Raw genomic sequence first — 22170 nt, forward strand, 5'->3', positions numbered from 1 at the left:
TCCATCCAGACGCGTGTTGTCGTTAAAACTACGCGTCGGATGAGCCAACCTTCACCGCCGAGGCGGAAATCACCCACTGGGTGTCGACAAATCACCAACACAGCGCCGGACTTGGGGCTTTGCGCCGCCAATGGAGGGTCAGTTGTTCCCGCCGGAACCCAGATCCTTGGCCCAGCCGCTCACCTTGTCGACCACGCCCGTGATCTCCTGCCAGTAGCTCTTGCCCGTGCCGATCCAGTCCTGCAACGGAGTCAGCTCCCAGACGAGCCAGCCCGCGACGAACAGCAGGACGATCGTGAAGAGGCAGCCCTTCAGACAACCCAGACCGGGGATCTTCATCGGATTGGCACCGCGCTGCCGCGGCTGCCGGGGCTCGCGCGCCGGTTCCTGGGGCCGCTGCTGCGGCTGCTGGGGCTGCTGCTGCCTCGGCGGGGCGTACTGCTGCGGCTGTTGCTGCTGCGGATAGCCGTAGCCCTGCTGTGGCTGCTGGGGCTGCCGACGCTGCGAAGGCCGCTGCTGCGGGCGCTGCTGGGCGGCCTGGCGGGGCTGCTGCGGCGGCTGCGGGGCGCGGGAGACCTGGCGCTGGGGGCGGCGGCGCAGCGGGTCCTCGCCCGGGTCGAGGTAGGGCTGGAACTGGGTCTGTTCGTTGCGGTCGCGGGCGGCGCGCAGCTGGTTCTGCCAGGGGTGCGGCTGCTCGGGGCCGGGGCCGGAGGGGTTCTGCTGACCCGGCTGTCCCTGCTGGCCGTACGGGTTCTGCGGCATGACCGTGGTGGGGTCGGCCGCGCCCCGGCTCGGCAGCACGGTGGTCGGGTCGGCGGCGCCCAGCGGGCCGCCGGTGTGCGGGAGGACGCTGGTCGCCGCGTTCGGGTCGAAGCCGCCCGCGCCGTGCGAGAGGACCTGCGTCGGGTCGGCGGCGCCGGGGACGCCCGGTACGGCGGCGGGCGCGGGGTCGGGGGCGAGCAGCATCGCGACGTTCTCGGCGGCGGCGATCTGCGCGGAGTTGGCGTGCACGCCGATGCCCTCGGCGACGGTGCGCAGGGCGCGGGCGAGGTTCTCGGCGCTCGGCCGTTCGTCCGGGTTCTTGCGCAGGCAGCGCTCGATGACCGTCCACAGCGGGTCGGGGACGGTGGAGGGGCGGCGCGGTTCGGCGCTCAGGTGCTGGTGCAGGACTTCGAGGGCGGAGCCGCCGGAGAACGGGGGGTGGCCGGTGACCAGCTCGTACATCAGGATGCCGGCGCCGTAGATGTCCACGGCGGAGGTCTGCGGGCGACCCTCGGCGGACTCGGGCGCGATGTACGCGGGCGTGCCGACGAACTCGTGGGTGCGGGTCAGGCCCGGGGAGTCGGCGAGGCGGGCGATGCCGAAGTCGGTGAGCATCGGGTGCATCTGCCCGCCGCCCTGCTTGAGCAGGACGTTGGCCGGCTTCAGGTCGCGGTGGACGACGCCGTCGGCGTGGCTGGCGGCGAGCGCGTCGGCGATCTGCGCGGTGAGCAGCGCGGCGCCGACGGGGCTGAAGGGGCCGTTCTCGCGCAGATAGCGGTGGAGGTCGGGGCCCTCGATGATGTCCATGACGAGCGCCAGGAGGTCACCCTCGACGACCAGGTCGCGGACCCGGACGATGTTCGGGTGGGTCAGGCGCAGCAGCACCGACCGCTCACGCAGGAACCGCATCACGATGTCGGGATCGCTCGCGAGTTCTTCCTTGAGGACCTTGATCGCGACGGTCTCACCGGGCTGACCCTGGACGGCCGCCTCGGCGCCCGCGGTCTCACGCTGGCGGGCCCGCCAGACGGTGCCCGTGGCGCCGCGTCCGAGCGGCTCCTCCAGGAGGTACTTGCTGCCTACCGGCCGCACGTCTGCGCTCCCTGCTGCTTGCCTGTGTTCCGGTCCACTGTAGTGCCGCCCCTCTTGGGGCTACCTACGTAAGCGTTGCCGTACATGTTCGACGTACATGTTCGAAGGAAAGACGCTTACCCCGGTCTCCTGGTTGCCGAAGCCGGACATGACCGGTCTCACTCGATCACCGGTGCGGCACTGGTCAGGCACTTTTGGGGACAGAGCTGACCAATCAAGATCACTTGCTGCCGGGCCCCGGGCGAGTTGTCAGTGGCAGGTGCGAGGATGCGTGCAGAACTGGCCGATGTGCTCGCGCGGGGTGGGGGAATATTCCGCGCCCGGGGCAGAAGGGACCGCTGACGGCGATGCAGATCCGGCTGACCGTCGTAGACCCGCTGGGGCCGCCCGCGCAGCCGCGGGGCCGCGCCGCGAGTTGCGACGTGCTGGTCACCGCGCCGGCGGGTACCGCCCTGGCCGCGGTGGCGTCGGCGCTGGCCTCGGCGGTCTCCGCCGACCCGGCCGCGTCCCCGCCCGAGCGGAGCCGTGAGTCCGGCGCCCCGATCGTGCTCTACGCGGGCGTGGAGCGCCTGGACACCCAGCGCTGCACGCTCGGCGAGCCCCCGCTGACGGACGGCGCGGTGCTGTCCCTGGGCGCCCCCGCCGAGCCCGAGGCGCACCCCGAGCTGGACGACGCCCCGACGCAGCTCCATGTCGTCGCGGGCCCGGACGCGGGCGGGGTGCATCTCCTGCACGGCGGCCAGATCCACATCGGCCGCTCCGCCGACGCCGACGTCCCGCTGGACGACCCGGACGTGTCCCGGCTGCACTGCGCGGTGACCGTCGACCCTGGAGGACGCGTCTCGGTCGCCGACCTGGGCTCGACGAACGGCACCACCCTGGCGGGCACGCGCGTGGGGACCCGCCCGGTGCGCTTCGCCCCGGGGGCGCTGCTGCGGATCGGCGAGTCGGCCCTGCGGCTGACCCCGTCCGGCGGCCCGGGAGCACGCGCCGGGACGACCCCCGACGGCGAGGGCCACGTGCGCGTGTCCCCCGGCACCCCGGCGGGCCCTCGTGCGCAGCCGCCCGTGGTGCCCGGTCAGGGCGCCGCCCCGAGCATCGAGCACCGCGCGGCGCACGACGGCGGGGACACCCACGCCGGCCGTTTCGGGGCGCTCGGCGAGGCCCTCGGGGACGAGCGCGCCGAGGAATCGTTCTCCGCGCGGACGACGACTTCCCGCGTCCCCCTGGACGACGGCTCCGGCGAGCACGGCGGACGCAAGGGCACCCCGCTCCGGGGCACCGATGTGCCGCAGGGTGTACGCAGGCGCGGCGGCATCGGCAAGTGGGCGCGACGCCTGACAGGCGGACGCGACGAGTCGACGGCCGAGGGCCCCGAGTCGACGTACGACGCCTCCTACGACGAGGAGGGCGCCGACGAGAGCGCCTCGCCCCCGCCCGTCGCCCTCCAGCAACCGGACACCTGGCCCGACCCGGCGGCCCTGCTGCTCACCGCCCTGGGCCCCGGCCCCCGCCTGTGGGAGCGCGCCCCCGATCACCCCGAGGCGCTCACGGTACGGCTCGGCACGGCGGACCGGACGACACCGGACGGCTCGGCGCTGCTGCCCGCGGTGCCGGTGACCTCCGGGCTGCGTGAGGTCGGCGCGCTGGGCCTGGCCGGTCCGCGCGCGCGGCTGGCGGGGCTCGCCCGCGCGGTGGTGGCCCAACTCGCCGCGCTGCACTCGCCGGACGCGCTGGAGATCGTGCTGATCAGCACGGACCGGGCGCGTTCGACGGCCGAGCGCACCGCCGAGTGGTCCTGGCTCGGCTGGCTGCCGCATCTGCGCCCCGGGCACGGCCAGGACTGCCGTCTCCTGCTGGCCTACGACCGCGAACAGGCCACGGCCCGCACCGACGAACTGCTGCGCCGCCTGGAGGACCACGCCCTGGACACACGCGGCGGCACGGGCCGGCCGGGCGTCGCCTCCGGCCTGCGCACTCCGGGCATCGGCGCCCAACGCGGCTCGGCGGAGGGGCAGTCGGGGCTCCCGGCCGCCCACTCGGGGGCCGCCGCCGCACACCCCCCGCGCGGCGCGTCCACCGTCTACAGCACCACCGACGACGCCCACCACCACCGGTCCGGCACGCCCGACCCGTCGGGCGTCGCCCGGCAGCGCCCCTCCGACACCGAACCGGCCGACGCCTCCGACCCGGTGCGCGGCGCCGCCCACCGCCCCTCCTGGGCCCGCGCCGACGACGGTGACGGCCGGGCGGACGGCTTCGTAGGGCCGTACACCGTGCTCGTGGTGGACGGTGACCCCGGTGGGGCCGATGTGCGCGAGGCGGTGGCGCGGCTGGCGCACGAGGGACCCCGGGCCGGTATCCACGTGGTGTGCCTCGCCGAGACGGAGTCGGCCTCGCCCTCGTCTCCGGTGACGGAGACGTACGAGGCGGCGTGCACGGCCGCGCCGACGTTCCGGGAGTGCGGGGCGGTCGCCCTGCTCAGTGGCGATGTCGCCACGGCGCTACGGCTGTTGCGGGTCCCGCACGACGGTACGGCGGCGTCCCGGACCGGCCAGGAGGCACCGCGTCCCGGGCCCGTCGGCGAAGGCACCGTCGCCGCCGTGGACGCGGTCTCGCTCGCGTGGGCCGAGCGGTTCGCGCGGGCGCTGGCACCGCTCAGGGCGGACGGCGCGACGGGTGAGCGGCACGCGCGCGTGTCGGCACCGTTGCCCCAATCGGCGCGGCTGCTGGACGAGTTGGGTCTTGCCAGGGCCACCCCGGCGTCCCTGCTGGCGCGTTGGGCGGACGCCGGTGACGACAAGGACGCGCTCGGTGGCCGGGCCTGGGCGGTGCTCGGGGCCGGACCGCGCGGGCCGGTCAGCGCGGACCTCGCCGCCGAGGGCCCGCATCTGCTGATCGAGGGCCCGCCCGGCAGTGGTCGTACGGAGTCGCTGCGGGCGGTCGTCGCCTCGCTCGCGGCGGCCGAGCGGCCCGACCGGCTGGGCATCGTGCTGATCGACGGCCGGGACAGTGTCGGTGCGAGCGGGGGTCACGGCGAGGGCCTGCGGGTCTGCACGGACGTACCGCATGTCACCACGCATCTGACCGCCAACGACCCTGTGCGGATGCGGGAGTTCGCGCAGTCGCTGAGCGCGGAGCTGAAGCGGCGGGCCGAGCTGCTCGGCCGGATCGGGTTCGCCGAGTGGCACTCGCGGCACGAGGTGTCGGGCCGGATCGTCGCCCAGCGGGGCACGTCCGGTGCCGGGGACCTGGAGAGTCCGACGACTTCGACGATCCGGCTGCGCCCGGCGGCGGCCCGTCAACAGACCGAGGCGGCACCGCCGTTGCCCCGGCTGGTGGTGGTCGTCGACGACCTGGACGCCCTGGTGAAGCCGCCGTTGGGCTCGCCCGGCCGCCCCGCCGCCGGTTCGGTGATACGCGCGCTGGAGGCGGTGGCCCGCGAGGGCGAGCGGCTCGGCGTGCACCTGGTGGCCGCCGCCGCGCCGGACGCCCGTACGGCCGAGACGGAACCCGCCCGGCACGCCACGCTCCGCGTCACCCTCGACGCGACGACCCACGGCCCGGAGGAACCGGCGCCAGGCCGCGGCCGGTTGACCCTCGCGGACGGCCGGAGCACCCCGTTCCAGGGTGGTCGGGTGACGGGCCGTATCCCGCGCACGGCGACGCTCCGCCCCACGGTCGTCCCGCTGGAGTGGCAGCGCATGGGCGACCCCCCGGCCCGCCGCCCGGTCCGCGAACTGGGCAACGGGCCAACGGACTTGGCGCTCCTGGCCAGCGCGCTGGAGCGGGCGACGCGGTCGGTGTCGGCGGCGGAGGTCCCGTCACTCCTCTGATCGTTCACAGGTCGCCCACACAACCCCACGTCACGACCCAATCACGATCCCGTACTTGACAGCGGACGCCATCTTGCCGCGTTCAAGTACCGGGCGTAGACCAGTGCGCACGGAAGCGTTCGAGCGTTCGACGAGGAACGAAGAACGGGGCAGTGATGCGCAGCACGAGCAGCACCATCCGGACACGCACCACCGTACGCACAGCGGCAGTTGTCGCCGCGGGGGCACTGGCGCTCTCGCTCACCGCCTGCGGTGGCGGCGACAACAAGAGCGACAGCGGCAAGTCGAGCACCCCTTCGGAGAGCACCGGCACGGTGACCCTCCCCAAGCTGGACGGCCAGAGTCTCGAAGTGGCCGCCGTGTGGACGGGTGCCGAGCAGAAGAACTTCAAGACGGTCCTCGCGGAGTTCGAGAAGCGCACGGGTGCCAAGGTCACCTTCGTGCCCGCGCAGGACCCGATCATCAACTTCCTCGGCTCGAAGATCGCGGGCGGCCAGCCGCCGGACGTCGCGATGCTCCCGCAGCCCGGCGCGATCAAACAGGCCGTCGACAAGAAGTGGGCCAAGCCCCTCGGAGCCGAGGCGCTCGCGGAGTTGCAGAAGAACTACTCGCAGGGCTGGCAGGACATCGGCAAGGTCGACGGCAAGCAGTACGGCGTCTATTACAAGGCCGCCAACAAGTCGCTGATCTGGTACAACGCCAAGGTCTTCGAGAACGCGGGCGCCACGGAGCCCAAGACCTGGCAGGACCTGCTGAAGACCGCGCAGACGGTCTACGACTCCGGGGTCACCCCCTTCTCGATCGCGGGCGCCGACGGCTGGCCGCTCACCGACTGGTTCGAGAACGTGTATCTGTCGCAGGCGGGCCCGGAGAAGTACGACGCCCTCGCCCAGCACAAGATCAAGTGGACGGACCCCTCCGTGAAGGAGGCGCTGACCACGCTCGCCCAGATCTGGGGCAAGAAGGCGTACATCGCGGGCGGCCAGAGCGGCGCGCTCCAGACCGAGTTCCCCGCCTCGGTCACCCAGACCTTCACCGGCGGCGACCAGCCGAAGTCCGCGATGGTCTACGAGGGCGACTTCGTGCAGGTCAACATCGGTGAGACCAAGGCGAAGGTGGGCACGGACGCCAAGGTGTTCCCGTTCCCGACGGTGGGCTCGACCGCGCCGGTGGTCTCCGGCGGCGACGCGGCCGTCATCCTGAAGGACTCCAAGGCGGCCCAGGCGCTGGCCACTTTCCTCGCCTCGCCCGACGCGGCGACGATCCAGGCGAAGCTCGGCGGCTATCTCTCCCCCAACAAGAACGTGCCGGACTCGGCGTACCCGAACGCGGTGCAGCGCACGATCGCCAAGTCGCTGATCGCGGCCGGTGACGACTTCCGCTTCGACATGTCCGACCAGGCCCCGCAGTCCTTCGGCGGTACCCCGGGCAAGGGCGAGTGGAAGGACCTCCAGGACTTCCTGAAGAACCCGACCGATATCGCGGGCACGCAACAGCAGTTGGAGAAGGACGCGGCGGCGGCGTACGCGAGCGGGAGCTGATCCGGCGATGGCATCGGCAGCGGCGGAGGCCCCCGGGGCCCCCGTCCCTCCCCGCAATCGCAAGAGCGTGACCGGCACCCGCAGGACCGTGGCAGTGCTGTTCCTGCTGCCCGCCCTGGTGCTGCTCGGCGCGCTCGTGGTCTACCCGATCGGGTACTCGCTGGTCCGCAGCTTCGGCAACCAGGCCGGCGACGGCTTCGCCGGATTCGACAACTACAAGGCCCTGTTCACCGACGACGGCATCCGCACCGCCCTGAAGAACAACATCATCTGGGTGATCTTCGCGCCGACGGTCGCCACCGCCCTCGGCCTGATCTTCGCGGTGCTGACCGAACGGGTGCGCTGGGGAACGGCGTTCAAGCTGGTCGTCTTCATGCCGATGGCGATCTCGATGCTCGCCGCCGGCATCATCTTCCGGCTCGTCTACGACCAGGACCCGCACAAGGGCGTCGCCAACGCGGTGTGGGTCGGTATCCACGACACGTTCGTCTCGTCGTCGGCGTTCCCCAACGCCCACCCGGGCCGCGAGTCCCCGCTCAAGGCGGACAAGGGCGGCTTCATCACCAGTACGACGGTCCACACCGGCCAGACCGTCACGCTCCCGCTGGTCGGCGTCGCCCCCGACCAGATGCCCGACAGCGCGAAGAAGGCCGCCGCGGCGAAGCCCGAGCCCGGAAAGATCACCGGCACGACCTGGCAGGACTTCACCCGCGGCAAGGGCGTCGGCAAGCTCGGCGCGGTCGACCCGTCGGAGCTGGGCTACGGCGGGATGCGCGTCGAGGCCGTGAAGGACGGCAAGGTGGTCGCCTCGACGAAGGCCGCGGGCGACGGCACGTTCACGTTGCCCGCCAAGGCCGACGGGGCCCAACTCCGGCTCCCGGCAAGCAACTTCAAGGCGCCGTACAACGGTGTGGAGTGGCTGGGCCCGTCGCTGGTGACACCGGCCATCATCGGGTCGTACGTGTGGATGTGGGCCGGGTTCGCGATGGTGCTGATCGCGGCCGGACTCGCGGGTGTGCCAAGGGAGTTGCTGGAGGCGGCTCGCGTCGACGGCGCCAATGAGTGGCAGGTGTTCCGGCGGGTCACGGTGCCGCTCCTCGCACCCGTGCTCGCGGTCGTCACCGTCACGCTGATGATCAACGTCCTGAAGATCTTCGACCTGGTCTTCATCATCGCCCCGGGCTCCTCGCAGGACGACGCCAACGTGCTCGCCCTTGAGCTGTACCGGAAGGGCTTCTCGGAGGGCCAGCCGGGTGTGGCCAGCGCGATCTCGGTGTTCCTGTTGCTGCTGGTGATTCCGGTGATGCTCTTCAATGTGCGCCGGCTACGGCGGGAGGTGCGGCGATGACGACGGATGCCGGAACTCTGGGAAAAACAGGGCCTGTTGAGGTCGTCAAGGCGCGGGAATCGCTGGGCGCCCGGCTCGCGGCGGCGGCGAGCGGAGGTCTCGTCCGCGTGTTCCTGATCCTCGTCGGCCTGTTCTGGCTGGTGCCGACGATCGGGCTGCTGCTGTCCTCGCTGCGCAGCCCGGAGGACATGAACGCGAGCGGCTGGTGGAAGGTCTTCAGCACGCCCTCCCAACTCACCTTCCACAGCTACAAGACGCTGCTGGAGAACAGCGACATCACCAGCTCGCTGTGGAACACCGTCCTGATCACCGTCCCGGCGACGGTCCTCGTCGTGGTGATCGGCGCGCTCGCGGGCTACGCCTTCGCGTGGATGGAGTTCCCGGGCCGCGACTGGTGGTTCCTGGGCGTGGTCAGCCTGTTGGTCGTACCGGTGCAGGTCGCGCTGATCCCGATCGCCGAACTCTTCGGAAAGATCGGCCTGTTCGGGACCATCTTCGGGGTGATCCTCTTCCATGTGGGGTACGGGCTGCCGTTCGCGGTGTTCCTGCTGCGGAACTTCTTCGCGGAGATCCCGCGCGAGTTGCTGGAGGCGGCCCGGCTGGACGGAGCCGGTGAACTCCGCCTGTTCGCACGGGTCGTGATGCCGCTCGGCGGGCCCGCGATCGCGAGCCTGGGCATCTTCCAGTTCCTGTGGGTGTGGAACGACATGCTGGTCGCGCTGGTGTTCACCAAGTCCAGCACGCAGCCGATCACGGTCGCACTCCAGACGCAGGTACGCCAGTTCGGCAACAACATCGACGTGCTGGCGCCCGGTGCGTTCATCTCCATGGTGATCCCGCTGGCCGTGTTCTTCGCGTTCCAGCGGCAGTTCGTGTCCGGTGTCATGGCGGGCGCGGTCAAATAGCTATAAACCGCACATAGTTCAAGGGGTGGGCCGTCACCGGCCCGCCCCTTCGCGTTCACCGTGCGTCCCCCGTATGCCGTACGCGGCGTAACCAAGTCACTCCATCGGCCGTTCCCGGGCAGAACGCCCGCGCCGACCGACCCATGGATGTCCCTTGCCCAGGTTCAGTGTCATTGTCCCCGCGTACAAGGTCCAGGCGTACCTGCACGAATGCCTGGAATCGGTGCTCTCCCAGTCGTATCCCGATCTGGAGTTGATCGCGGTCGACGACTGCTCGCCGGACGCCTGCGGCGCGATCATCGACGAGTTCGCGGCCCGCGACGCCCGCGTACGCGCCGTCCACCTCCCCGAGAACCAGGGCCTCGGCCGCGCCCGCAACGCCGGTCTGGAACAGGCGACCGGCGACTACCTGGTCTTCCTGGACAGCGACGACACGCTCACGCCCGACGCGCTGCGCTCGATCGCCGACCGCCTCAAGGAGACCGGCGAGCCGGACGTCCTCGTCTTCGACTACGCCCGCACCTACTGGTCCGGGGAGGCCCAACGCAACAAGGTCGCCGCCCAGTTGACCGAACAGGGCCCGGCCCCCTTCCGTCTGGAGGACCGCCCCGGGCTGCTGCGGGTCATCATGGTCGCCTGGAACAAGGCGTACCGGCGGGAGTTCGTCGAGCGCGAGGGCTTCGCCTTCCCGCCCGGCTACTACGAGGACACCCCGTGGACCTACCCGGTCCTGATGGCGGCGGAGACGATCGCGACCCTGGACCGGGTCTGCGTCCACTACCGCCAGCGCCGTCAGGGCAACATCCTCGGCACCACCAGCCGTAAGCACTTCGACGTCTTCGACCAGTACGACCGGGTCTTCGCGTTCGTCGACGCGCGCCCCGAACTCGCCCAGTGGCGGCCGGTGTTGTTCCGCCGCATGGTCGACCACCTCGCGACGGTCTTCACCAAGCCGGACCGCCTCCCGCGCGGCACCCGTGCCGAGTTCCTGCGCAAGGCCCGCGCCCACTACCGCCGTTACCGCATCCCGGGCAGCTCGGTCCCGGTGCGCACCCGGATGCGGCACACGTTCGTGCACTTCGGCGTGCACCGCACGTTCCGGGCCGTGCAGAAGGCGATGAGCTGGCGACGGCGGGCGGTCAAGCTCACCGCCAAACTCCTCCGCAACCTGCGGGCGGCCGTCCTCCAGCTCCACTACCGGGTCCAACTCCGGCTCCCGCTAAGGGATCGCGCGGTGTTCGCCGCCTACTGGGGGCGCGGCCACAGCTGCAACCCGGGCGCGCTGGAGACCGCGTTCCGCACCCACGCCCCGCACATCCGCACCGCGTGGATCGCCCGCCCCGAGCACCACCACACCATCCCGGCCGCCACCCGCAGACTGCGCCCGAACACGGTCTCCTACTGGACGGCGCTGGCCCGCTCCAAGTACCTGGTGAACAACGTCAACTTCGACCGCCGACTGGTCAAACGCCCCGGCCAGGTGCTGATCCAGACCCAACACGGCACCCCCCTCAAGCACATGGGCCTCGACCTCCAGGAACGCCCCGCCGCCGCACGGGACATGGACTTCGGCGAACTCCTCAAGGGCGTCGACAAGTGGGACCACGTCCTGTCCCCCAACCGCCACACCACCCTGACCTGGGAGCGCGTCTACCCCGGCAGCTACACCACGCTCGCCTACGGCTATCCCCGCAACGACGTGTTCCAGCAAGCCACTTCGGCCGACGTGCACCGCCTGCGCGAGTCCCTCGGCATCCCGCAGGACGCCATCGCGCTGCTCTACGCGCCGACCCACCGCGACTACCGTCGCGTCCAGCGCGCCCACTTGGACCTCGACCGCGTACTGCGTCGCCTCGGCCCGCGCTTCGTCGTGCTGGCCCGCGCCCACTACTGGCACGAGGGCCCGCTCGCGACGGCCGCGTCCGGCCGGATCATCGACGTCACCGACCACCCCAGCGTCGAATCCCTCTGCCTGGCCTCGGACGCGCTGGTCACCGACTACTCGTCCCTGATGTTCGACTACGCCAACCTCGACCGCCCGATCGTCATCCACGCCGACGACTGGGAGGCCTACGAGGCGGCCCGCGGCACCTACTTCGACCTGCGGGCCTTCCCGCCGGGCGCGGTCGCGCGCAGCGAGGACGAACTGATCGACATCTTCGCGACCGACCACTGGCGCGGCTCCCGCTCGGCCCAACTGCGCACCGCGTTCCGCGAACGCTTCTGCCCCTACGACGACGGCCGCGCCGCCGAACGCGTCGTACGCCACGTGGTGTTGGGCGAGAGCGACCTCCCGCCGGTCGTCCCGCTCGCCGACCGCCACCCGGTCCCCTCGGCCGCCGCGAGCCGCACCCACTCCCCCCTCACCACCGTGCCGCAGCCCACGGGGCCCCAGCCCCTCACCGACCGCCTCTGAACGCCGTTCCCGCACAGGGGAGTTCACATGCCTTCAAGCCCGTCCCGCCCGACCCCGACCCGGCCGACCACCTGGCGTCCGACCGGGCGCCCCGGCCACCGCGCGCACTGACCAGGAACCTCCCCTCCGGACCACTGGAGAAAGAACAGAATGCCCCGCTTCAGCATCATCGTCCCGTCCCACGGGGTCGCCGGCCGGCTCTCCCAGGCCCTGGACTCGGTCCTCGCGCAGTCCTACGGCGACTTCGAGCTGATCCCCGTCTGCGACGCCCCCGGCTCCCCGGCCGCCGACGTCGCCGACGCCCACGCCCACGCCGGACGGGACTCCCGGGTCGCCCCGGTCCATTCACCACCCTCGGCGGGCCTGAGCGGGGCACGCAACACCGGCCTGCGGACGGCGACCGGCGCCTACGTCCTGTTCCTGGACGGCGACGACACCCTGGCCCCGGGAGCGCTGGCCGCGCTGGACGCCCGGTTGACGGAGACGGGTGACGTCGACGTCCTGTACTTCGAGCACGAGCGGACCCCGTGGTGGGAGGGCGAGCCCACCAATCCGGCGGCCCCGCTGCTGGCGAAGACCCCGGCTGGTGCCTTCGCACCTGCCCAGGCACCGCAGTTGACGGGTGTCCAGCTCCCGGCGTGGAGCGCGGCCTACCGCCGCGTCTTCCTCACCGACCACCAACTCGCCTTCCCGGAGGGCCCGTTCACCGACCTCGGATGGGGCGGCCTGGTCACCCTCGCCGCCGAGCGGGTCGCGGTGCTGCGCTCGGTGGTCGTACGGCATCTGCTGCGACGGCAGGGCAGCCGACTCAACCTGCCGGGCGCGCACCACCACCACCAACTCCTCGACCAGATCGACCTGGTGCTGACACGGGCGGTCGGGGGTGAGCTGTCCGGCGCCCTGTTCGAGCAGCTCTTCGCGGTGGTGCTGAAGACGGCCTCGCGGCCCGAGCGCCTTCCCTCCAGGCGCCGTGCCTTCTTCCGGCGGGCGAGGCGGCTGTACCGGACTCACCGGCCCGCCGGATTCCGAACGCCGGGCGGGAGTCTGGGAGTTCAGCACCGGCTACTGGTCTCGGGGGCGTACTCGGCGTTCCGGGCGCTGCGCGGCGCCAACCGCTCGGCGTCGGAGGCGGCGGAGCGGGTCCCCCGTCCCCGGATGCTCCGCACCCGCCTGCGCTACGCCCGCGACCTGCGCCGCCCCCTCGACCCCAACTTGGCGGTCTACTGCGCCTATTGGGGCCGGGGATACGCGTGCAGCCCGGCCGCGATCCACGCCAAGGCCGCCGAACTCGCCCCGCACATCCGCTCGGTGTTCCTGGTCGAACCGGACGCGGTGGACGCCGTACCGGAGGGCGTCGAGCACGCGGTCATCGGCAGCCGGAAGTACTGGGAGGTGCTGGCGCGGGCCAAGTACCTGGTGAACAACGCCAACTTCGCCGAGGGCGTCGTCAAGCGGCCCGGCAGCGTGCACGTCCAGACGCAGCACGGGACCCCGCTGAAGAAGATGGGCGTCGACCAGTCGACCTACCCGGTGGTGGCCGCCGCGACCGGCAGCTTCGCCAAGTTGCTCGGCCGGGTGGACCGTTGGGACTACAACATCTCCTCCAACCGCCACTCCACCCAGATGTGGGAGCGCGCCTTCCCGGGTTCCTACGAGGCGTTGGAGTACGGCTATCCGCGCAACGACGTGTACTACTCGGCGACCGCCGATGAAGTGGCGCGCGTGCGGCGGGAGTTGGGGGTTCCGGAGGGGAAGACGGCGGTCCTGTACGCGCCCACCCACCGCGACTACCAGACCGGCTTCGACACCGGGCTCGACCTGGAGGCGTTCTGCGCGGCGGCCGGTGAGGACGTGGTCGTGCTGCTGCGCGCCCACTACTTCTACGACCAGGGCCGGGCGAAGAGCAGCGGCCGGATCATCGACGTGACCGGGCACCGCTCCTCCGAGGACGTGTGCCTGGCCGCCGACGCGCTGGTCACGGACTACTCGTCGATCATGTTCGACTACGCCAACCTCGACCGGCCGATCGTCGTGTACGCCGACGACTGGGACGTCTACCGGGAGACCCGGGGCGTCTACTTCGACCTCATGGCCTCCCCTCCGGGACCGGTCGCGCGGACCCCCGAAGAACTGGCCCAGGTGTTCCGCGACGGCTCGTACACGGGGGTCGAGTCCAGCGCGCTACGGGCCGAATTCCGGTCCCGTTTCTGTGAGTTCGACGACGGGCTGGCCGCCGAGCGGGTCGTACGGCGGGTGTTCCTCGGTGCGCCGCCGGAGGCGGTCCCGCCCGTGATCCCGCTCGCGGAGCGCGTCCCGGCCCCCGCCGCCACCCTCGTAAGGAGCTGAACCCGAAGTGCCCCGCTTCAGCGTCATCGTCCCCGTCTTCAAGGTGCAGGGCTTTCTGCGCGAGTGCCTCGACTCGGTCCTGGAGCAGTCCTACCGGGACATCGAGGTGATCGCCGTGAACGACTGCTCGCCGGACGGCTGCGGCGCGATCCTCGACGAGTACGCGGCCCGCGACCCGCGCGTGCAGGTGCTGCACCTGCCCGAGAACGTCGGCCTCGGCCGCGCCCGCAACGCCGGACTGCCCCTGGCCACCGGCGACTTCCTCTTCTTCCTCGACAGCGACGACACCCTCACCCCGGGCGCCCTGCGCGCGATGGCCGACCGGCTCGACGCGAGCGGCGACCCGGACGTCCTGGTCTTCGACTACGCGCGCACCTACTGGTGGGGCGGCACCCGGCGCAACGTCCTCGCGCACGTCCTGACGGAGGTCGACGGCATCTTCACGGTCGCCGAACACCCGGAGATCCTCGACCTGTTGATGGTCGTGTGGAACAAGGTGTACCGCCGGGAGTTCGTGCACAAGCACGCCTTCGAGTTCCCGCCGGGCTACTACGAGGACACGCCCTGGACGTTCCCGGTGCTGCTCAGCGCCGAGCGGATCGCGACCCTCGACCGGATCTGCCTCAACTACCGGCAGCGGCGACAGGGCAACATCCTGTCCACCACCAGCCGTAAGCACTTCGACATCCACGACCAGTACGAGCGGGTCTTCGCGTTCGTCGACTCCCGCCCGGAGCTGGCGAGTTGGCGCCCCTATCTGCACCGCAAGATGGGCGAGCACTGTCTCGACATCCTCGGCAAGCCGGACCGCCTGCCCCCGTCCGACAAGGCCGAGTTCTTCCGCCGTACGGCCGAGCTGTTCGCCAAGCACAAGCCGGCGGCGACGGCGGGGGCGGGGGCGGGGGCATCGACGGTGGCCTCGGCGGGGGCCTCGCTGGATGCCGAAGTCCGTTGCCTGGAGGGCGGTTACGCGCTGTACCGGGTCCGGCGGCAGGCGGGAGGCGCCGGTCGGCTGCTCGGGCGGCGGGCGCTGCAAGCGCGCAAGTCGGCGGCCGTGCGGGTCAAGGGCGGCTGGGGCGCGCTGCACGCCCGCCGCTCCCTCGACCCCAACCTCGTTGTGTACTCGGCCTTTTCGCATCGCGGGGTTCTCGGCGACCCGGCCGCCGTGTACTACAAGGCGCGGGAGATCGCGCCGCATCTCCGGGGCGTGTGGGTCGTACAGGACGCGGAACAGGCCGCGTCGCTGCCGCCGGGCGTCGAGCACGTCCTCCTCAACACCCCGCGCTATCACCAAGTCACCGCGCGGGCCACGTACTTCGTGAACAACGTCAACTGGCCCGGCACCCTCACCAAGCGCCCCGGCAGCGTCCACATCCACACCCACCAGGGCACCCCGCTCAAGTACATGGCGGCCGACCTGCTGGACAAGCCCGGCGCCCGCTACGGCGTCGACGTCCCGCAGATGCTGCGCCGCGCCGACCGCTGGGACCACAGCCTGGTCGCCAACCGCCACTCGGAACTGGTGTGGGAACGGGCGTATCCGTGCCACTTCGCGTCGGCGCGGACCGGAAGCCCGCGCAATGACGTCCTCGTGGGAGCAACTCCCGGGGCGGGGAGGGCAGTTCGGGAACGGCTCGGCATCCCCGACGGGCACACCGTCGTGCTGTACGCGCCGACCCGCCGCGAGTACGTGCGGAGCGGCCACGTCGACCGGCTCGACCTCGCCCGGTTCGCGGAGGATCTCGGCCCGGCGCACACCCTCGTCGTACGCCTGCATCCGTCGTTGGCGACCGGTCCCGCGCGGGGCATGGGGCTCGCGGATCTGCACCGGCGGGGTGTGCTGGTCGACGCGACCGACGAACCCTCCGTGGAGGACGTCATGTTGGCGTCCGACGCGCTGGTCACCGACTACTCGGCCCTGATGTTCGACTACGCCAACCTCGACCGGCCGATCGTCCTCCACACCGACGACCGGGAGGCGTACGCGGCGAGCCGGGGCACCTACTTCGACGTCACCGCCGCGCCACCGGGCCATGTGTCCGGTTCCTACCGGGAGTTGGCGTGGCTGTTCGCGTCGGGTGCCTGGCGGGACGAGGACTCGACGCGGCTGCGGGGCGAATTCCGGTCCCGCTACTGCGAGTTCGACGACGGGAACGCCGCCGAGAGGGTCGTACGGACGCTGTTGCTGGGTGAGGACGACTGGCGGCCGACGGCCGGAGCCGCCACGCGGGTGCCCTCGCCCGCCGCCGGTCACGACCAGTTGGCGTCCTCATGAGGCCGCGTACGTGGGTGCTGGTGCTGGCCGCCGTGTTCGCGGTGCTCCAACTCGCCAATGTCACCGGCCGGGACACCCCCGACACCAAGAACTACCTGTCGTACGCGCTGAGTCTGAGCGGGGAGAGCAAGCGCGCGGCGGCGACCGTCACCATCGACTACTACTGCGCGAGCAGGGGGGCGGTGGCGCGGCGCGATCAGAGCGTGAACGCGCTGAACTTCCACGGCAAGGACCCCGCCGCGCGGGTCGCGAAGAAGTGCCGGGCCGCCCAGTGGCGGGTGGTGGACGCGCAGGTGCGGGCCGGGAACAGGGGTGGGTTCATCACACCGTTCATGCCCGAGCGGTTCATGCGGATCTTCGAAGTGCGGCCCGGCTACCCGGTGTTCCTGGTGCCGTTCGTCACGCTGCTCGGGCCGGTGTGGGGGCTGTGGACGTCGAGTGTCGTCCTCACGGTCGCGGGCGGGATCCTCGTGTTCCTGATCCTGCGCACGCTGTCCGTGTCGGTGCCGCTCGCGCTGACCGGGCAGGTCCTCTACTACGTCCTGCCGATCGGGACGACCGCGATGCGTCCGATGGCAGAGGGGCTGATGACGGCCCTGACGCTGGCGGTGGTGTGGGGCTGCGCGCTGGTGCTGCAAGGGCGCCGGACGCGGGCCGGACTCGCCCTGATCGGGGGCTCGTTGGTCCTGCTCTTCACGGTCAAGCACTCGCAGGCCCTGTTCCTCGGGCTGTGCCTGGCCGGTGCGGGCGCGCTGGCCGCCGTACGACAGCGACAGCGGTGGCGGGCGTGGGCGGTGGTCGCGGGGCTCGGCGCGGGGGCGGCCGTAGGGACTCTGCTGTTGGCGGGGCTTCTGCACTATCCGTCGCAGACCGACAGTCTTCAGGACCTGCTGACCGATCACTACGCGCGCCCCGACCGTGCCCGGCTGTATCCCGAATTCCTGCACCTGGAAGCCAACTTCTGGCTGGAGTGGACACGGCAGCAGTTGTGGCAGCCGGTGCTCGCGGCGGCGCTGGGCGCGGGTGTGTGGGGTGCGCTGCGGCGACCGGTGATCGGAGTGTTCCTCATCGGGGCCGCGTTCACCGGGATCCTCACGCAGGCCGCGCACCCCGACATCAGTGTGTGGGGCGGGCGGTTGATCGTGCTGGTGTGGTTGTTGCCGGTGGTGGGCGTGCCGTTGCTGCTGGAGAGTGCGGTGCGGGGGAAGGGAGTCGCCGTCCCGGTGCCGCTGCCTGGGCAGGGGCTCGGGGAGCGGGCTCAGCCGGTCAGATGACGCGGGCGACCCCGGCGACGAGGTGATCAGCGCTCGTCGCCGGGGTCGTAGAGACGTCGTAGTGATTGCTCGTCGTAGTGATTGCCCGTCGTAGTGATTACTCGATGACGAGGTTGACCTCGATGTTGCCGCGGGTCGCGTTCGAGTAGGGGCAGACCTGGTGGGCGGTCTCGACCAGCTTGCGGCCGGTCTCCTCGTCCACGGTGTCGGGGAGCTCGATGCGCAGGGTCACCTTGAGGGCGAAGCCCTCGCCCTGCTTGCCGATGCCGACCTCGGCGGTCACGGCCGCGTCGGAGACGTCGACCTTCGCCTGGCGGCCGACGGCGCCGAGGGCACTGCCGAAACAGGCGGCGTAACCGGCGGCGAACAGCTGCTCGGGGTTGGTGCCCTCGCCGTTGCCGCCCATCTCGACCGGGAAGCCGAGCTGAAGGTCGATCTTGCCGTCGTTGCTGACCGCGCGGCCGTCACGGCCGTGGGTGGCGGTGGCTACGGCGGTGTAGATCGCGTCCATTGGAAACCATCCCTCTCGGAAGTCTTGGTGGGGTGGGGGCCGGTCCGGGTGTCCGGACCGCCTCACGGGGATTAGTAGAGCACACAATTCAATTGCACACAACTAAATGGCCCACTCGCGCTATCCTGGGGACATGACCACCACTCCCGCCGACACTCCGACCGCCGACTGGCTCCGCCTCGACCAGCAGATCTGCTTCTCCCTGAACGCCGCGTCACGCGCCTTCGGCGGTGTGTACCGAGTGCTCCTGAAGGATCTCGGGCTCACCTACCCGCAGTACCTGGTGATGCTGGTGCTGTGGGAGCACGGCGAGCTGCCCGTCAAGAAGCTCGGCGAACACCTGCGGCTCGACTCCGGCACCCTGTCCCCGCTGCTCAAGCGGCTGGAGACGGCGGGTCTGGTACGGCGTGAGCGCAGCGCCCGCGACGAGCGCTCGGTGGAGGTACGGCTCACGGACGAGGGCGTCGCCCTGCGCGAACGCGCCCTCGACGTACCGCGCCGCATCCTCGGCGCGACCGGCTTCGACATCGACGAGATCCGCGCGCTGCGGGCACGGCTCGACGAACTCACCGGCGCGCTGGACTCGGCGGCGCTGGAAGAGGCGTGACCATGTGCTCCGGGGCGGGCGTGACCAGGTGTTGCGGAGCAGGCGTGACCAGGTGTTGCGGAGCAGGCATGACCAGGTCCTGCGGGGGCATGCGGCGGATGTAGAGGGCGAGCTTCACGCGTCCGCTGACGTACTGCCGCCGACGCGCGAACTCCCCGTCCACGACGGCGAGTTTGACCCGGTCGACCGGGTCGCCGGGCACCCAGCGGGACGGCAGCAGATTCGACTGCGCGACGATCCACACGCGGTCCACGGCAGCGAGTCTGGTCGCCAGTTCCGCCGGCGCCACCTCACGCCCGCTCAGCGTTCCCGACCTCGCCCCCGACTCCGCCAGCGCCAGGTCCCGCGCCCCGGCGAACGGGCCCGGGTACGCCAACTCCGTCACCCGCCAGAAGGACGGCAGGAACAACACGGGGTCACCGGGCCGCAGTTCACGACCCGCGAGGGCGGAGACCGCGGCGAGGTTCTCGGGGCGGTGGGCCGCCAGGCGGTCGCCGCGGTAGGCGGGGAGACCGTGGAGGAAGGGGACGGCCAGGGCGAGCACTCCGGCGAGGGTGATGAGGCGGGTGCGGGCAGGCCGTTTCGGGGGGCGCGGTGAGGGGTGCGGTGAGGGGTGCGGTGAGGGGCGTGGTGAGGGACCCGGTCGGGGGCTCGCGGCTCCGGTTGTGCGGTCGACTCCGGTCAGTGGTGGGCTAGTTGTGGCTCCGGTCGGGTCGTCTACTCCGGTCAGTGGTGGGCGAGTTGCGGCTCCGACCAACTGGGGGCGGCGTTCGAGCACAGCCGCTCGGCCCGCCCCATGGGCGACTTCCGGGCGCAGGAGACTTTCCTGCCACACACGGTCCGCCATCCCCACCAGCCGGTCCGCCCCCGCCGCCACCAGCAACGGCGCCCCCGCCAGCGCGTACAGCACATACCGCTCGTGGAACAGCGGCCGGAACTGCGACACCGTCAGCAGCAGCACCGGCGGCACCACCAGCAACGGCAGCGCCACCGACGCGAGCCGTCCCGCGCCGAGTCCCAGCAGGATCAGCAGGACCGAGGTCCAGAAGACGACTCCGGTCGGGGTGACGGACAGGAAACCGCGGGCCAGCCGCTCGGTCGTGTCCCAGTCGGGCACCCGCAGCCACGCCACCTGCCCCGACTGCCGTTGGGACACCCACGCCAACGGCAGCAGGACGCCCACCGCCGTGCCCGCCGCACGCCCCCAGCCAGCCCACACCGCCCTGGGCACCCGCGCCGCCGCCAGTGTCAACGCGTGCGCGCAGAGCACCAGTACGGCGAATTCGTGCAGCAGAAAGGTCACGGCGAGGACAGCGCCGTACGGCCACCAGGAGCGCCTTTCTGGTGGCTGATTCGCCGGTGCCGACGGCTTCTCCAGCGCTCGTACGAGGAGCAGTGTCGCCCCGGTGACCCCGGCCGCGACGAGGGCGTACGACCTGCCCTCCTGCGCGTAGTGGCCGATCAGGGGGGTGATCGCGTAGAGCAGACCGGCCCAGAGGCCGACGCGGGGGCGGGCCAGCCGTACGCCGAGGGCCGCGACCAGGCCGGCCGTCGCCGCCGCGCCGCACACCGACGGCAGGCGCAGGGCCACCTCGCCGGGGTGGACGGCAAGGACGGCGTGCAGGAGCAGGTAGTACAGGCCGTGCACCGCGTCGACGCCGTGCAGCAGCCGCCAGATCTGCGGCACCGTGCGCCGCCCCACCAGGTACGTGACGCCCTCGTCGCCCCACATGCCGCCGCGGTCGAGCCCCCACAGACCCAGCGCGAGCATGACGGTCACCGGCACGACGACGGCCACGACCTCCGCACGCGTCCGTCGCCCGCACCCGTGCCCGTACTCAGCCTCGCCTTGGCTTTCCACCTGGCCGATTTTGTACTGTAAGCGGGCTCTTACCAACGATTGACGGTGTATTAGCATTCATGCGGCATTCACCCGGCTTACGATCCGCCATGATGAACGCCGTCCGCAGACACCGCCTCCCCGCCCTCACGCTCGCCTGGCTCGCCACGCGCGCCGGAATGCTGCTCCTCCTCGCGTACAACGGCCTGCCCCTGCTCGGCCGGGGCGCGGTCGCCCGGGAGGTGTGGCGCCTCTACTACCACTGGTACGGGGTCCTGTCGCAGGGCGCGTTCCCGGCCCACGACCACCTGTGGCAGTACCCGCCAGGGGCGGGACCGGTCCTGCTGGCCCCGGCCCTGCTGCCTGACCTGACGTACTTCCAGGCGTTCGTCGCCCTCACCCTCGCCACCGACGCGCTGATCACCGTGGTCCTGACCCGCGCGGGCACCCGCCCCGGCCGCAGCCTGCGCGGCGCCGCCTACTGGATCGGCTGCCTCCCCCTCCTCCTGGACATGCCGCTGGTCCGCTACGACGTGCAGGTCACGGCGTTCGCCGTCATCTCCCTGTTGACGTTGTCGCGCTCCACGCGTGCGTGCGGCGCGTTCGCGGCGCTGGGCGCGCTGGTGAAGGTGTGGCCGGCGCTGGTGCTGCTGGGGGTGCCGAGGGGGCGGGCGACACGGTCGGTGTGGTCGTGGGCGGCGGGGGCGGGGGTCTTGTCGCTCATGATGCTCGTAGCCTTGTTCAACAATCCTCTCGCCTTCTTGCGCCAACAGGGCGGCAGGGGCGTGCAGATCGAGTCACTGGGCGGCACGGCCCTCGGCCTGGCGACCCACCTCGGCTGGCCGGGCCGGGCGCGCTACCAGTACGGCGCGATGGAGTTCACGGGACCGCATGTCGCCGCCGTCGCCGACGTCTCCCTCGCGCTCACGGCGGTCGCCTTCGGGTTCCTGCTGCTGTGGCGGATCCGGGCCCGCCGCTGGACCGACGCGACCCCCTACGACGCCGCGCTGAGCGCCGTCCTGCTGTTCACCGTGACCAGCCGGGTGATCAGCCCCCAGTACATGATCTGGCTGCTCGGCCTGGCCGCCGTCTGTCTGACCTCCCGGCACACCGCGCAGCGCCCGGTGGCCGCGCTGATCGTGGCGGCGACCGTGATCAGCGCCGTCGAGTTCCCCGGCCTGTACGGCGACGTCATCCGCAGCACGTGGACGGGCTGCGGCCTGATGGTCGCGCGCAACGGTCTGCTGGGCGCCGCGGCCGTCCTCTCCTTCGTCCGGCTGTGGCGGTCGTCGAGGCCGGTTCCGCCGACTCCGCACGCGCGCGTGCGGCCCTCCGGTCCGCACGGGGAGTCCCAGCGGTTGACCGCGGCACACTCCGGCGCCTGATTGACTTGGGCCCGGGGAGCGTGAGGGACGCG

13 protein-coding genes are annotated in these 22170 nt (G+C 71.6%); 10 read left to right on the forward strand and 3 right to left on the reverse strand.

Translation table 11 applies throughout. From position 1 onward, the window contains the following. Nucleotides 1–138 precede the first annotated feature (138 nt). The gene (locus ACWIHT_RS24485) at nucleotides 139–1854 is read right to left on the reverse strand and encodes a serine/threonine-protein kinase (protein WP_456170338.1); all 1716 of its coding nucleotides are present in this window, start codon (nucleotides 1852–1854) and stop codon (nucleotides 139–141) included. A 347-nt stretch (nucleotides 1855–2201) separates the two neighbouring features. On the opposite strand from ACWIHT_RS24485, the gene ACWIHT_RS24490 reads away from it, so the two are divergent. From ACWIHT_RS24490 to ACWIHT_RS24525, 8 genes are all read left to right on the forward strand, one after another. Further along, nucleotides 2202–5690 carry an FHA domain-containing protein gene (locus ACWIHT_RS24490; protein WP_456170339.1) on the forward strand — a complete coding sequence of 1163 codons (3489 nt, stop codon included), beginning with the start codon at nucleotides 2202–2204 and terminating at the stop codon, nucleotides 5688–5690. A 155-nt stretch (nucleotides 5691–5845) separates the two neighbouring features. Beyond that, on the forward strand, nucleotides 5846–7231 hold the full coding sequence (locus tag ACWIHT_RS24495) for an ABC transporter substrate-binding protein (RefSeq protein ID WP_456170341.1): 1386 nt from the start codon (nucleotides 5846–5848) through the stop codon (nucleotides 7229–7231). 7 nt (nucleotides 7232–7238) lie between these two features. Continuing rightward, a complete protein-coding gene (locus ACWIHT_RS24500) occupies nucleotides 7239–8579 on the forward strand; it encodes a carbohydrate ABC transporter permease (RefSeq protein ID WP_456170342.1) in 1341 nt (446 codons plus the stop codon). Continuing rightward, nucleotides 8576–9484, forward strand: a complete 909-nt coding sequence (locus ACWIHT_RS24505) for a carbohydrate ABC transporter permease (protein WP_456170343.1) — start codon at nucleotides 8576–8578, stop codon at nucleotides 9482–9484. The genes ACWIHT_RS24500 and ACWIHT_RS24505 overlap by 4 nt, the downstream gene beginning before the upstream one ends. A 154-nt stretch (nucleotides 9485–9638) precedes the next feature. After that, the gene (locus ACWIHT_RS24510; RefSeq protein ID WP_456170344.1) at nucleotides 9639–11900 is read left to right on the forward strand and encodes a bifunctional glycosyltransferase/CDP-glycerol:glycerophosphate glycerophosphotransferase; all 2262 of its coding nucleotides are present in this window, start codon (nucleotides 9639–9641) and stop codon (nucleotides 11898–11900) included. 150 nt (nucleotides 11901–12050) lie between these two features. Next, nucleotides 12051–14246: a bifunctional glycosyltransferase/CDP-glycerol:glycerophosphate glycerophosphotransferase gene (locus tag ACWIHT_RS24515; RefSeq protein WP_456170345.1), complete on the forward strand. Its 2196-nt coding sequence runs from the start codon at nucleotides 12051–12053 to the stop codon at nucleotides 14244–14246. Nucleotides 14247–14253: 7 nt separating this feature from the next. Beyond that, complete coding sequence (locus ACWIHT_RS24520) at nucleotides 14254–16521, forward strand: bifunctional glycosyltransferase/CDP-glycerol:glycerophosphate glycerophosphotransferase (RefSeq protein ID WP_456170346.1); 2268 nt, start codon at nucleotides 14254–14256, stop codon at nucleotides 16519–16521. Then, nucleotides 16518–17795 carry a hypothetical protein gene (locus ACWIHT_RS24525; RefSeq protein WP_456170347.1) on the forward strand — a complete coding sequence of 426 codons (1278 nt, stop codon included), beginning with the start codon at nucleotides 16518–16520 and terminating at the stop codon, nucleotides 17793–17795. The genes ACWIHT_RS24520 and ACWIHT_RS24525 overlap by 4 nt, the downstream gene beginning before the upstream one ends. A 97-nt stretch (nucleotides 17796–17892) precedes the next feature. On the opposite strand, the gene ACWIHT_RS24530 is transcribed toward ACWIHT_RS24525, so the two are convergent. Next, nucleotides 17893–18306, reverse strand: coding sequence for an organic hydroperoxide resistance protein (locus ACWIHT_RS24530; protein WP_200714340.1), 414 nt, complete (start codon nucleotides 18304–18306; stop codon nucleotides 17893–17895). 133 nt (nucleotides 18307–18439) lie between these two features. On the opposite strand from ACWIHT_RS24530, the gene ACWIHT_RS24535 reads away from it, so the two are divergent. Then, nucleotides 18440–18913: a MarR family winged helix-turn-helix transcriptional regulator gene (locus ACWIHT_RS24535; RefSeq protein ID WP_456170348.1), complete on the forward strand. Its 474-nt coding sequence runs from the start codon at nucleotides 18440–18442 to the stop codon at nucleotides 18911–18913. Here the strand turns inward: ACWIHT_RS24535 and ACWIHT_RS24540 are convergent. Beyond that, nucleotides 18873–20684, reverse strand: a complete 1812-nt coding sequence (locus tag ACWIHT_RS24540) for a glycosyltransferase family 39 protein (RefSeq protein ID WP_456170390.1) — start codon at nucleotides 20682–20684, stop codon at nucleotides 18873–18875. The two genes, ACWIHT_RS24535 and ACWIHT_RS24540, sit on opposite strands and share 41 nt — an antisense overlap. 182 nt (nucleotides 20685–20866) lie before the next feature. Here ACWIHT_RS24540 and ACWIHT_RS24545 point away from each other — a divergent pair, with 182 nt between their 5' ends. Beyond that, entirely contained in the window at nucleotides 20867–22138 is a 1272-nt protein-coding gene (locus ACWIHT_RS24545; RefSeq protein ID WP_456170391.1) for a glycosyltransferase 87 family protein, read from the forward strand. Nucleotides 22139–22170 lie beyond the last annotated feature (32 nt).

This window comes from Streptomyces sp. NPDC002276 (genome assembly GCF_053891435.1).

Excerpts from the sequence above, each read along its gene's own strand:
- ACWIHT_RS24515 (WP_456170345.1), top strand. The coding sequence starts at position 12,051 with ATGCCCCGCTTCAGCATCATCGTCCCGTCCCACGGGGTCGCCGGCCGG.
- ACWIHT_RS24495 (WP_456170341.1), top strand. The coding sequence starts at position 5,846 with ATGCGCAGCACGAGCAGCACCATCCGGACACGCACCACCGTACGCACA.
- ACWIHT_RS24490 (WP_456170339.1), top strand. The coding sequence starts at position 2,202 with ATGCAGATCCGGCTGACCGTCGTAGACCCGCTGGGGCCGCCCGCGCAG.
- ACWIHT_RS24530 (WP_200714340.1), bottom strand. The coding sequence starts at position 18,306 with ATGGACGCGATCTACACCGCCGTAGCCACCGCCACCCACGGCCGTGAC.
- ACWIHT_RS24535 (WP_456170348.1), top strand. The coding sequence starts at position 18,440 with ATGACCACCACTCCCGCCGACACTCCGACCGCCGACTGGCTCCGCCTC.
- ACWIHT_RS24505 (WP_456170343.1), top strand. The coding sequence starts at position 8,576 with ATGACGACGGATGCCGGAACTCTGGGAAAAACAGGGCCTGTTGAGGTC.
- ACWIHT_RS24545 (WP_456170391.1), top strand. The coding sequence starts at position 20,867 with ATGAACGCCGTCCGCAGACACCGCCTCCCCGCCCTCACGCTCGCCTGG.
- ACWIHT_RS24540 (WP_456170390.1), bottom strand. The coding sequence starts at position 20,684 with ATGCTCGCGCTGGGTCTGTGGGGGCTCGACCGCGGCGGCATGTGGGGC.
- ACWIHT_RS24500 (WP_456170342.1), top strand. The coding sequence starts at position 7,239 with ATGGCATCGGCAGCGGCGGAGGCCCCCGGGGCCCCCGTCCCTCCCCGC.
- ACWIHT_RS24525 (WP_456170347.1), top strand. The coding sequence starts at position 16,518 with ATGAGGCCGCGTACGTGGGTGCTGGTGCTGGCCGCCGTGTTCGCGGTG.